The 11,980-nt window shown below is 67.0% G+C and carries 13 protein-coding genes; 8 read left to right on the plus strand and 5 right to left on the minus strand.

Translation table 11 applies throughout. From position 1 onward, the window contains the following. Positions 1-307 precede the first annotated feature (307 nt). The gene (locus FHW12_RS17405; protein WP_182532321.1) at positions 308-1,051 is read left to right on the plus strand and encodes a hypothetical protein; all 744 of its coding nucleotides are present in this window, start codon (positions 308-310) and stop codon (positions 1,049-1,051) included. A 45-nt stretch (positions 1,052-1,096) separates the two neighbouring features. On the opposite strand, the gene FHW12_RS17410 is transcribed toward FHW12_RS17405, so the two are convergent. Continuing rightward, entirely contained in the window at positions 1,097-1,384 is a 288-nt protein-coding gene (locus tag FHW12_RS17410; RefSeq protein WP_182532322.1) for a hypothetical protein, read from the minus strand. A 367-nt stretch (positions 1,385-1,751) separates the two neighbouring features. Beyond that, positions 1,752-3,728: a hypothetical protein gene (locus FHW12_RS17415; RefSeq protein ID WP_182532323.1), complete on the minus strand. Its 1,977-nt coding sequence runs from the start codon at positions 3,726-3,728 to the stop codon at positions 1,752-1,754. A gap of 209 nt (positions 3,729-3,937) precedes the next feature. Between FHW12_RS17415 and FHW12_RS17420 the strand changes: the two genes are divergently transcribed. Together FHW12_RS17420 and FHW12_RS17425 are read left to right on the plus strand one after the other, a co-directional pair. After that, on the plus strand, positions 3,938-4,105 hold the full coding sequence (locus FHW12_RS17420; protein WP_182532481.1) for a hypothetical protein: 168 nt from the start codon (positions 3,938-3,940) through the stop codon (positions 4,103-4,105). 4 nt (positions 4,106-4,109) lie between these two features. Continuing rightward, a complete protein-coding gene (locus tag FHW12_RS17425; RefSeq protein WP_220484523.1) occupies positions 4,110-4,505 on the plus strand; it encodes a VOC family protein in 396 nt (131 codons plus the stop codon). A gap of 258 nt (positions 4,506-4,763) precedes the next feature. Here the strand turns inward: FHW12_RS17425 and FHW12_RS17430 are convergent, their stop codons facing one another. Then, positions 4,764-5,228, minus strand: coding sequence for a nuclear transport factor 2 family protein (locus FHW12_RS17430; protein ID WP_182532325.1), 465 nt, complete (start codon positions 5,226-5,228; stop codon positions 4,764-4,766). A gap of 973 nt (positions 5,229-6,201) precedes the next feature. Further along, a complete protein-coding gene (locus tag FHW12_RS17435) occupies positions 6,202-7,068 on the minus strand; it encodes a hypothetical protein (protein WP_220484524.1) in 867 nt (288 codons plus the stop codon). A gap of 354 nt (positions 7,069-7,422) precedes the next feature. Here FHW12_RS17435 and FHW12_RS17440 point away from each other — a divergent pair, with 354 nt between their 5' ends. Then, complete coding sequence (locus FHW12_RS17440) at positions 7,423-8,358, plus strand: chitosanase (RefSeq protein WP_182532326.1); 936 nt, start codon at positions 7,423-7,425, stop codon at positions 8,356-8,358. Positions 8,359-8,435: 77 nt separating this feature from the next. Here the strand turns inward: FHW12_RS17440 and FHW12_RS17445 are convergent, their stop codons facing one another. Further along, on the minus strand, positions 8,436-8,903 hold the full coding sequence (locus FHW12_RS17445) for a hypothetical protein (protein ID WP_182532327.1): 468 nt from the start codon (positions 8,901-8,903) through the stop codon (positions 8,436-8,438). A gap of 151 nt (positions 8,904-9,054) precedes the next feature. Here FHW12_RS17445 and tcmP point away from each other — a divergent pair, with 151 nt between their 5' ends. From tcmP to FHW12_RS17465, 4 genes are all read left to right on the plus strand, one after another. Then, the gene (gene tcmP / locus FHW12_RS17450) at positions 9,055-10,239 is read left to right on the plus strand and encodes a three-Cys-motif partner protein TcmP (protein ID WP_182532328.1); all 1,185 of its coding nucleotides are present in this window, start codon (positions 9,055-9,057) and stop codon (positions 10,237-10,239) included. Further along, positions 10,236-10,982 carry a DUF5131 family protein gene (locus tag FHW12_RS17455; RefSeq protein WP_182532329.1) on the plus strand — a complete coding sequence of 249 codons (747 nt, stop codon included), beginning with the start codon at positions 10,236-10,238 and terminating at the stop codon, positions 10,980-10,982. Before tcmP ends, FHW12_RS17455 begins: the two co-directional genes overlap by 4 nt. Before the next feature lie 268 nt (positions 10,983-11,250). Beyond that, positions 11,251-11,616 carry a glutaredoxin family protein gene (locus FHW12_RS17460; RefSeq protein ID WP_182532330.1) on the plus strand — a complete coding sequence of 122 codons (366 nt, stop codon included), beginning with the start codon at positions 11,251-11,253 and terminating at the stop codon, positions 11,614-11,616. Positions 11,617-11,703: 87 nt separating this feature from the next. Then, entirely contained in the window at positions 11,704-11,919 is a 216-nt protein-coding gene (locus FHW12_RS17465; RefSeq protein WP_182532331.1) for a hypothetical protein, read from the plus strand. The last annotated feature ends 61 nt before the right edge of the window (positions 11,920-11,980 follow it).

The following is an 11,980-nucleotide window of genomic DNA, read 5'->3' on the forward strand; positions in this document are numbered from 1 at the left end:
CGCCGGTCGGGACCTGTCAGAACGAACTCGCGCGGGCGATCACGCCATCCGCGCGGGACGACGCCAGATCGGTCGCCTGTGCGCCGGACGCTGCGCGCGCCGGACGGTGGCGGCGCGCGGATGCCGTTGGGCGCCGGGATCCGCACGCCGCGGGCGGGGAGAGGGAGGGACACCGCACGGTCGCGCCGACGTGCATGGACACCACCGCGGCGGCGCATCCCGGGCCGGACGCGACGACGTGGCGTGATCGTGAATCCAATCTCGTTCAAGCGTGCGGGCCACGTTCCGGCTCGCCGATGGGATGACCATGATCGCGTTGCTCCGCTCCACCGCCCTCCGTCGCGCCGCCTGCGCGTTCGCCCTGTGCAGCCCGTGCGCGCACGCGAACATCGCCACGGTGTTCGATTCATTCGAGTCCGGTCCGAGCGAGAACGGCTGGCTGTGGGAGAACTCGCAGGACGAGATGATTACCACCAGCGGTGGCGATCCCGGCGCGTGGGTCGACACGGGCCTGCTGTACCTGTCGCGGCATCCGGCGTTCCTCGCCGAGCCGACGCCCGGCACGCCGCTCGCGGTCGCGCTCGCGAGCGGACGCCTGCGCGCAGCCTCGATCGACATCGAACGCCTCGATGAGACCGGCGTGCAGGGCTGCCAGCAGACGCACCTGGCAGGGAGCTTCGTTTCGCTCGCCCTGTTCGACCTGCACAGCGATCCGAATCCGTACATCTGGGCGCACACCGACGGCAGCATCAGCGCGACGTTCCCGGACGGCTTCTTCCCGTGGATGACCGCCTCGTTCACGGTGCCGCCGGCGTCGACCGAGACGCCGCCGGGCTGGATCCTGCACGTGCCCGAGGGATTCGCCTACACCTGGGCCGACCTGCTCGCGAACATCGACGACATCCGCTTCTACGTCGGCGATCCCGAACCGCTGCAGCCGAGTTCGTGCTCGCACCTCGGCGCGGACAACGCGCTCGTGACCTACGACGACGAGACGATCTATTTCGACGGCTTCGACGCCCCGCAGTTTCCGGGACGCGCGGCCGACTGAGTCGCCACGCGCGGATGGATGACGCGCGCGCCGGTCGCGCGCGGATCAGCCGAGCCGCTGCAGCAGCGTGGTCACCGGCGTCGCCAGCACGCCCTCGCCCGCCTGCGATGCGCGGATCGCGGCGTCGACCGATGCGCGCTGCGCGTCGCTTGCGCCGCACGCGATCATCTGCGTGACGCGCAGTTCGTGCGGCGCGTCGACCAGGCGCGTGAACATCAGCATGACCATCAGGCGATCACGCACGTCGCCGGGCAACGCCATCGCGTCGATGCGCGACCGCCACGTCGCGACGTCGGCGTCCACCAGGCTTTCGAAGCACTCTCTCAGGTCCATCGATGCTCGTCGCTCGTCCGCCGCCTGCAATGAACGCGATGCGCGAGCCGGTTACGCCATGCGCCGCGATGGAGCGTCCCGACGACTGCGCCCGCCTCATGAACCCGACGACGGCGGACCGTTCGCGCGTGGCGCGAACGTCGCCGACATCGCAAGGTGGCGGCGCGGATGCAAGCAGGGAGGAATGCACCCGCGCCGCCGGGGCGAACCGGCAAGAGAGCGTCGGGGGAGTCGACGTCCGGAAGCGCCGAATCCGTAGAACGGGGTTCGATGCGCGGCGACGCCATCGGCCATGGAATTTTTCGCGCGGTTCCAAGGTTCCCCCGGCGGTGCGGGCGACGCGAATGCATCGCGGTACCGTTTTGCGCTACGGCGCCGGCGGCGGCGCTGGCGTCAGCGTGAGGTTGTCGATCATCACGCGCGGCGCCGACGGCTGGTCGCCGAACGTCGCGTACAGATGCAGGGTGTCGAAGGCCGCGGCCTCGATGAGCATCGACGTCGTCGCGATGTTGTCCCGCCCGCCGCCGTTCGCGATCGTCAGCGTCCGCGTCGCGACGATCTCGCCGCCGAGCAGCGCCTCGACGTGCAGCACGATGCCGCCCCATGGCCCGTTCTCGTAGTACGCCATGTCGAAGCGTGCCGCGGACATGCGCGTCGGCAGGTCCAGTATCGCGCGGCTCAGCGCGCCGATCGAGAAGTTGTCGCCGTTGATGTACCCGCCGCCGAACGTCAGCATGTTCGGCGAGCTGCCGATGCCCGGGAAGTCCGGGTAGAACAGTGTGGCGTTCTCGATGATGTACTGGTCGCCGACGAGTTCCGCGGTCGATGTCGAACCGTCGGGGAAGGTGACGTCGAGTCCGTTGCAGTCATGGAAGTGGATGCCGGCGTAGTCGAATGCGTTGCCCTCGAAGCCTTCGGTGAGGTCGTCGAAGTCGACGATCAGCGGGTGCACGACGTCGAAGTCGTCGGTGAAGATCGTGTCGTCCAGCACATCGACGAGGCGCACCGCGCCGAGGTCGACGAGCAGCGAGGACGGGTCGCGCTTGACCGGGCCGGCGACGACCGGTACGTCGCCCTGCAGCACGAGCGCGGTCGCGTTGCTGTAGGTGCCGGTCGGCGCGAGGTCGATCGACGCGATGCCGGCGCTGCCGAACTGCGGGTCGAGCACGCCGTGCGCATCGGTGCGGAACGCGACGAAGTCGGAGCGGCCGGGCACCGCCTCGGTCGCGCTCGCGACGAGCGCGCCCCCGGACTGGCGCACGAGGCCAGTCACGTAGCGCGCGGCCGCGTCGGGCGCGAAATCGATCGGCGCGAAGCCGCTGCCGGCGTTGCCGAACGTCGTGTCGGTGCTGCCGTCCACGGCGACGGCGCCGAGCACGACCTGCACCGAGCCCTGCGCGTCCTGGCGGTGGCCGCCGAACACGATCGCGCCGCCGCCGTCGACCAGCAGGCGGTCGATGCCGTTGAACGTCGACGCGTCGCCGTCGGCGTGGAAGACGCGCCAGCCGCTGCCGGCGAACGTGGTGTCGAGCTGGCCGTCGGCGGTGAAGCGCGCGAGCGAGAAGTCCGCGCCCATGCCCGCGCCGAACGCCTCGTACGAGCCGCCGACGACGAGCACGCCGCGCGGTCCGATCGCGAGGGTGCCGAGGTAGCCGGACTCGTCCTCGACGACCGCGGGCAGCGAGGCGATGCCGCCGTTGCCGAACGCGGCGTCGGGTGTGCCGTCGGCGTCGAAGCGCGCGAGGAAGCCCTCGTTCGGGGTGGTGCCGTGGATGCGTTCTCCGGCGACGACGATGCCGCCATCGGCATCGACGACCAGCGCATGGCAGTGCGCGCGGGGGATCGTCGCGAGGCCGGCGCCGTCCGCGAACGTCGCGTCGCGGTTGCCGCCTGCGTCGAGCCGGATCACGAAGCAGGTGAGCGGCCCGAACGCCGTCGCCGTGCCGGTCGCGAGGATCGTGCCGTCGGCGAGGCGCGCGATCGCCTCGATCTGCTGCGAGGCCGTCCCGGGCACGAGGTCGTCCATGACGCGGATGCCCGGCAGCGCCGGATCGGTGTTGAAGGTCTCGTCGGGCGAACCGTCCGCGTGCATGCGCGCGAGCATCGCGCGCACGTGCGGATCGGGGTTGCCGGCGACGCGCAGGTTGCGCGAACCACCGTACAGCAGCGAGCCGTCCGGAAGCGCGAGCGCGGCGCCGGCACGCAGTTCGTGGCCCTCGACGCCATCGAGCGACAGGAACGCGAAACCGTGGTCGCCGAAGCCCGGGTCGGGCACGCCACCCGGGGTGGCGCAGGCGATGCCGCTCGCGGCGGCGAGGAGGAGGGAGAGGGTGCGAAGGATCATGCGCGCGGGCTTCCGATAACGGCCGCCAATCCGGCCGTTGATCAGAACGAACTTCGTCGGCCAACCTTGTCACGCGCGCACGCATGCCGCGTGCGGGGAGTGCCCACGAGGACGGCGGCGGCCCCCTGGAACGCACCCTGGCGCGGCGATGACGCGATCGCGTGTCGAGTACCGTTCTTCGGGATATGTCCCCTGCCGGCGCCGCCCCGATGAACGACGATCCCGTGATGGATGCGATCATGCATGCATGGAGCCGCCGGCTGCGGCGGTTCCTCGAAGACCCGGCCCCGGTCGGCAACGACGACGGTGCACCCGCGCCGGATGCGTTCGACGACTGCCGCGACGGCACATCGCGGTCCTCGTCACCCGGGGCATGAGGGTGTGATCCATCACCTCGACCTGACCGTGAGCGACCTCGAGCGTTCGCTCGCGTTCTACGACGCGATGCTCGACGTGCTCGGCTACCGCCGCACGCACGACTACGCCGGCAGCGTGCCGGTGTGGGTGAGCGTCGATGCCGTCGCGAAGACCAGCATCGGCCTGCATCGCGCGAGCGTCGACGCCGCGCACGACCGCCGCGCGCCCGGCCTGCACCACGTCGCGTTCCAGGTGGCTTCGCGCGACGACGTCCATGCCGCGCATCGTCGCGCACTGTCGATCGGCGCCATCGTGCTCGATGAACCCGCCGAGTACGACTACGCGCCGGGCTACTACGCGGTGTTCTTCGCCGACCCGGACGGGATCAAGATCGAGGTCGTGTTCGAACCGGCTGCTTGAGGCGGTGTCCCGGTTGTCGGTCGCGACGTGGAAGCCGCGATACCGTCGCGCTCGGAGGTGCCAATGTCTTCGGTAGGGGCGCCTTCAATCGCGATGCCGGTTGGCGTGCGACGCGACCGCGCCGAGGCCGTGTCATGCCCACGAAACGGCGAACTGCGTCGCTTCCTGCGGCGGCGCCGGAGACGTGTTGCTCTTCGTCGATGAAGGTGAACGGCATCGCGGCTTCCGCCGCTCCTACACGCTGAACGCACAGGCGCGTCAGGGCGTCGACGCGATCGACGCATGCTGCGAATACACCGCATGCCAATGGCCGTCGCGGTAGACGAAGATGTCGGATGAATCGATGCGCGATGCCGCCGCGGGTTCGTCCGACACCCAGGTGAGGATCGCGGTGTCGCCGACGATCCGCACGTCCGCGTGGCTCGGGTGCTTGTCCTTCCATTCCTTGAACATCTTCGCGGTCGCCGGCGAATCGCCGCGCTTGCGCGCGCCCTCGACGAGCTGCGCCTTCGTCGTCGCCTTGCCGGCGGCGCTCACGGACGCATAGCCGTCCGCGAGCAACCAGGCGAGGTGCGCGTGGTCGCCATGGATCTCCGCCTGCGCCCAGGCCTCGTCGGCGGCTTTCACGGCATCGGCGGTCAGGGCTTCGATCGGCGGTTCGGCGTGGGCATTCGCGGCCGCGACGAGGAAAGCGGCGGCGACGAGAGGGATGGGTCGGTTCATGCGTGCTCCTGCAGCGAAGGTCGAAGGAGGAAGGTCGTATCGAGGTCGGACCGCAGCCGGTCGAAACGGCCGATGCCGATGCGGCGATCGAACCAGTGTGCAGGAAGCGCGTGCAGGCGATGGGCGTTCCGGCGCGCGCAAGACTCGGGTTGCCGCATGCGCGGCGCGTGTCGGCAGCGGCTCGATGGCGCCGACGCCGGAAGACGCGATGCTCCTGTGGGAGCGCCGGAAGGCGCGATGCTCTCCGCCGATCCGAAGCAGGAGCATCGCGGCTGCCGCCGCTCCCACAAATAAGACGGCCCTTCGTGGCGATTTGCGCCACGATCCACGCGATGCTCGTGTGGGAGCGCCGGAAGGCGCGATGCTCTTCGTCGACGGGAACGAGGAGCATCGCGGCTTGCGCCACGCCCACACTCGCGCCCATCCACTCGCGCTTGATCAAACTATCGGCACGCCCGACCGCCGTTCACCCGCCGTCGATGCCCAGGTGCCGGCGCGCGGCCGCCGAAGATGCGATGGCGACTACATCGCGGTCGCGCGCGGCGACATTCCGGTCACGGTCGATATCGGCACTGCCCGCCGTCGATCGAAATCGATCCGATGCCGACCACGCAAGCCATCAGTGTCGATGGAAATGCAGTCGACATCGACGGCACGGACGGTCGATGTCGATGGAATTGCAGTCGGCGTCGACCGTGCAGGCAACCGGCGTCGGCCGGAATCCGGTCGTCGTCGATATCAGGAATACCCGCGCGTGACCGATATCCGATCGACGCCGGGCAGGCGTGTCGTCGGCATCGGTTGCAATCCGGTCAGGCTCGACCGATGGATGCGTCGACGCCGGCCGGAATCCGGTCGCGATCGGGTGCCGGCGCCATCGCGACCGACCGCCGGCGGGTCATGCCCGCATTCCGGCGAACGAGGCCCCAACGCGATCGGGCCACGCTTGCACCGATGCCCGCCGCGAGCGCCCTCAAGGCACCTGGCAGTCGAACCCGTCCTCGAACAGGCAGCCGCTCGCGGGTCGCGGCTCGCCGTAGATGAAGTCGTCGAGCGCGACCACGTCCACGCCGGACACGCCGTCGTTGTTGGATGCACTGAGCGCATGCGTGCCCGAGCGGATCACCACGTGGTCGATCATCTCGCCGGCATTGAACGACACGCCGACGAAGGAGAGGCCGCCGTTCAACACGGGGGCGCTCGCCGCGACCAGCTGGCTGCCGTCGGTGGCGTAGTAGCTGATGACGCTCGCATTGGCGGAGTCGACGTCGGCGAACACCGCGCCGAAGCCTTTCACGACGGCCGGCGTGGTCGTGCCGGGCTGGTAGAACTTCACGAGCATCGCGTGACCCGCTCGCGGCGTGAACAGGCGCTCCGCGGAAAACGTGATGAACGTCGACGCGTACGCGGGATTGATGTTGCCGAAGCGCACCGGAACGCCCGATGCCGTCGATGCACTCACCGTGAAATCGTTGAACGCGCTGCCGCCGTCCTCGAGCAGCGTGTGGAACACCACCCCGCGCGGCGAGGTGGTGTTGAAGAAATCCGGCGTGAGGAAGTTGGGCGTGGCGGACGCATTGGGCACGCCGTCCCAGTTGATTTCGCGACGCCCGTCGGCAAACGAACCGCCGACGCCGTTGTTGTTGCCGCCGAGGTCCGCGCGGAACGTGTCGACCAGCGCCTGCAACGCCGCAGGGCTCGCGCCCGAGCCTTGCCGGACCACCGGCGCCGCGTGCGCGTCGACGACGGCGATGCCGATCGCGAGCGCGCCGAGCGCGCGCAGGCCGATCGCGTGGACCGCACTCCGAAGCGACGAAGCAACCCCCAGGTCTGCTTGCATGATGGACTCCCCAGCCCGAGCGCACGAGGCGTGCGCGACGCCGATCATCGCAGCTGCGTATTCCACTGGCGAGCCCGCCGCGCGACGCCGACGCTGTGGGAGCGGCGGACGCCGCGATGCTCTTCCGTCGCTGCAGCCATAAGCGACGCCGGACACGCGATGCGCTACCGTCCCGCCGTACGGAGGGGGCGCATGTCATCCGCGCCGATCTGTAAGAAATTTCCTACACCGCGATGTGCATTTCTTCCATCGCTGCGGCGTCGAGGCAGCGCGATAGTCGCGCGACAGGGTGGGCCGGTCGTCACGGGTCCTGTCGTTGGTCCAAGGCTGCAGAGCAGGGGGCTGCATATCGCCATGCCGACCGCGAGCCAGAAGCAGACCGCGCAAGCCATCATCAACATCTTCGAGACGGGCTCGGTGCGCGGCGACTACGGCAACGTCACCGTGGTGCCGGAAGACCCGGGCCACCTCACGTTCGGGCGCTCGCAGACCACGCTCGCGAGCGGCAACCTGTCCGATCTCATACAGGCCTACTGCGACAACCCTGGCGCGCGCATCGGCGCACGGATGGCGCCGCTGCTGCCGCGCCTGCTCGCGCGGGACCTCACGCTCGACGAGGACTTCAAGTTCCACAACGTGCTGCGCGCGAGCGCGGACGATCCGGTCATGCGCGACACGCAGGATGCCTTCTTCGACCGCGTCTACTGGGATGCCGCGATACGCCAGGCCAACGCGATCGACATCAGCGGGCCGCTCTGCGTGACGGTGGTCTACGACAGCGTCGTGCACGGTTCATGGCGACTGATCCGCGACCGAGTGAATCAGAATACCGGGCCGGTGTCGGCCGTCGGCGAAGAGACATGGTGCACGGCCTATGTCGACGCGCGTCGCGCGTGGCTTGCTTCGCAACCGAACAAGTTGCTGAGGAAGACGGTGTATCGCATGGATGCGCTGCGTCGCCTCATCGACCAGGGCCAGTGGGGCTTGCCGCTGCCGCTGGTCGTGCGCGAGCAGGAGATTTCCACCGCGACGCTCGCCGCGTTGCCACCGAACAGCTACGACGGGCCGCAACCGGGTACGCGGCTGCTCGCGGCGCAGGCGCCGCTGCCCCGCGGGTTGGACGTGCGGCTGATCCAGCTCGCGCTGTCCGACGACGACCGGGACATCAAGTGCGACGCCGTGTTCGGCAGCGCGAGCGCGAAGTGCGTGCGCGAATACCAGGCCGCCAACGGCCTGCCGGTCACGGGCGTGGTCGATGTGGCACTCGTGCATCGCCTGCTCGGCACCTGATGCGCGAATGCAGGCACGAAAAAAGCCGCATCGCTGCGGCCTCGGCTTCGTGGAACGGGAAGGATGGAGTGGACGGATCAGGCGGCCTTCGGTGGGGCCATCTTCGGACCGCGTTCGAACCGCGTGCCGAGATCCCTGCGCATCGCCTCCAGGCCTTCGCCCGCTCCCGTGAGCTTGAGCAGCCCATACACCTGCAGTGCGGTCGTCATCACGTCGCTGCCGAGCGCGATGTCCGTATCCGACGCCCGCTCGCTCAGGCGCGAGAGGCGCGTCATGCGCGGACGCAGCTTGTCGATCGCGGCGAGGTCGCCGATCGCATCGGCCGCCAGCACGTTCGGCGGAACCAGCTGCGGATTCTGCTCCAGCACGCGCAGCGCCTGCCGGCAGAACGCCTCCGACTTCTCGCCCATCTTGCGCAAGCCGCGCTTCTGCGTAGCCGGCAGCGCGATGAGCCCCGCCAGCTGCGTCTCCAGCTCCGTGAGCGCCGCATCCACGGCCGCGAGCTGGGCATCGGTGAGGTTCAGCGTAGCGATGTTCTGAGTCATGCACGTCTCTCCTGTCGTCATCTTCGGACCGACCGCCGGGCCCCTGTGGCGCGGCGGGCGTGTGCCGGGTGGCACGGGAGGATGGGAACAGGATGAGGTCTCAGGACTTAAGACTAGTGCAAAAATGACTGCAGACCTATAGGGGTAGAGCATGATCAGCAAGGAGGACCTAGACCCGTACAAGGAGCGGGAGCACGCGAAGGCAAAGCACTCTCTCCTCAAAGAATATGTCGAGCGCTACGCCATGATCCTTGGCCAGCGTGCGAAGAGGCTGTCTTTTGTGGACGCATTCGCTGGTCCTTGGCTCTCGGCCACCGACGAGTTAACGGACACGTCCTTTGGCCTTTCGGTCAGCACTTTGAGAGGCTGCGCAGAGACTTTGGGTGCGAGATTCCAACGTCGGCCTGAGATCCACGCTCTATGGATTGAGCAGGACCCCGCCGCGTATGAGCGGCTGAGAGCCTTCGCTGAGACGAAGAGCGACTCTCGCGTCAAGATCCAAACGCTGAACGCGTCGTTTCAAAGCTCCATTGACTACATAGTCGACTTCCTCGGAACGGAAGCCCATGGATTCGTTTTCATTGACCCCAAAGGGTATGCGGGGCTTATCGAGCCCGCTGTGCTGGCGCCGCTGCTTTCGATGCCTCGCGTAGAAGTCCTGATCAATCACATGTGGTCCCACATTAAATGGGCATTTGGATCCGGGAAGGCTGGGGATGTCGCAAACCTCCGAAAGCTCTATGGCTCGCGGACGGATCAGCTTCTCAGTCATTGGAGTGGGAAGCGACTCGAGGTCGAGGCGACTCGCGCCTATGAAGCTGCACTTCGAGAAGCCTGCGCAGAGACGGGAGATCGCCGCCTTCGCGTGATGAGCTATCCGATCTGTGATACGCGAGGGCAGCGTCTACCGAAGTACTTTCTAGTGCATGGCACTCATGATGCGCGTGGCCTGAATACATTTGCCGAGGCATGCGACAAGGCCAACGCAGCGCAGGATCAGATATTCATCATGGCTGAAGTGATGCGGCAGGAGGATCGGATTGGCGTGGATGATCTGTTTTCCAGCGGTACTATTTTGCCCTCGCTAACGCCGGACGCCCCTAATACGGAGGCATGGCTTACAAAGCTTCCAACGGTCGGCGACGAAGCGGTTATCGATGCTGAGGCTTGGGCGACAATGCTTGAGGCCAACGGCTGCTTGCCGAATTCGCTGCAGCTCGGATTGAAGCGACTGATTGACGATGGTGTTCTACAATGCGAGGCGGCAAAGCGACGTCGCAAGCGATTCGTGCACTATGACGAAGGCAAAGGCGAAGTCGTCCGGAGAATTGCATGAGCACTCAATCGAAGATTGAATGGACCGAGCAGACGTGGAATCCTGTCGTCGGATGCACGAAGGTGTCCGCTGGGTGTAAGCACTGCTACGCGGAAGTCATGGCCCGGCGGCTGCAAGCGATGCGCACGCCGGGCTATGAGCAGGGGTTCAAGAAGATCCGGCTGCGGCCAGAGAAGATCGATGAGCCATTGCGGCGGACGAAGCCAACCGTGTACTTCGTCAATTCGATGAGCGATCTGTTCCACCCTGACGTGCCGGATCAGTTCATCGATCAAATTTTTTCGACGATGGCCGCGGCCACAATGCATACGTTTCAGGTGCTCACCAAGCGACCGGAGCGCATGGCGTGCTATCTCGATAGCAAACGTGTGGCGAACAACATCTGGCTCGGTACCTCCGTTGAGAACAAGCGACACGGCGTGCCTCGAATTGCCGAACTACGCAAGGTGCAGGCACAGACACGCTTCCTGTCAATCGAGCCGCTGCTGGAAGACATAGGCATAGTCGATCTGCGCGGTATTGCTTGGGTCATCGTCGGAGGAGAGTCCGGGCCCAAGGCCAGGCCGATGAAGGCGGAATGGGCCCGCAAAGTGCAAGCGCAATGTCTCGCTGCCGGCGTACGGTTTTTCTTCAAGCAATGGGGCGCTCACGGTGAAGACGGCGTGCGTCGCACGAAGAAAAGTAATGGCCGCCTGCTCGACGGCCAGCAATGGGATGAGATGCCCGTTGTCGCCCTTGCGTGATGTCATTGGCGACCAATTGTGTACTAGCCCACGGGTGGTTCGGCCAAGCGCGACGATCCGCTTGATACTAGGCGAAGTCACTTGACTGCGTCGCGGTCCAGAAGGCTTGTGCCATGCATTCATTTACATATGTTAAAGTATAACATGTGACGTAGTTTCCACTTCGCAATCCCCGCGAGCGTATAACGGCACTCCCAACCAGCCAGCGCAGCTCGCGCGCGAGGTTGCGATGCGATTGCCCAAAGCCACGCTCCCGGCGGCCATCCTCATGGCCTGTTTCATCGGCGGCCTGTTCGGCGCGCCGCTCGCGCGGGTCACCTACGCGCGCCTCTTTCCTCCACCGGAGTTCGTCGCGGGGGACTATTCGCGGCTCTACGCGGAGGCGGGCACGCCCGTCGTGCTGTTCAGCACGTCGACGTGTCCCTACTGCAAGAAGACGCGTGCGCTGTTCGATGCGGCGGGCGTGCAGTACGCCGACTACGTGATCGATGAGTCGGAATCCGCGGAGCAGAAGTTCAAGAGCATCGGCGGCTCCGCCGTGCCGCTGGTCTTCATCGGCGATCGCGAGATTCGCGGGTTCCGCGAGGCCACGATCAGGCATTCGCTCGCGCTCGTGCGCAAACCGACCGGCTGAACGGCGCGATGCCTCGGCATCGCAGGTGGGCGCGTCTCCGGCCGCGTGCGCACTCCGATGGTCCCGGCCGGTGCGAAGGAGAACCTCATGAAACTCGACAACCTGACGTTCTGGTGTGCTGCCGTATTCGCGTTCGGGCTCGGCATCGGCATCGCCACGCCGGCGCTGGCCTCGTGCCTCGACGATTGCCGGCAGGATCGCATCGAATGCCGCCACGACTGCGGCTACAACCCGCCGGAGTACCAGGCGTACTGCTTCGCGCAATGCGATGCGAACTACGCGAGTTGCGCTTCCGGGTGCTGATCGGCGCGCCGGGCTTGGTCGCCTGGTCGAGTCCGGCCATGCGAGCGGGGCGTGCGCTCCG

The sequence above is a fragment of the Dokdonella fugitiva genome, from assembly GCF_014138265.1.
Lineage (GTDB): Bacteria > Pseudomonadota > Gammaproteobacteria > Xanthomonadales > Rhodanobacteraceae > Dokdonella_A > Dokdonella_A fugitiva_A.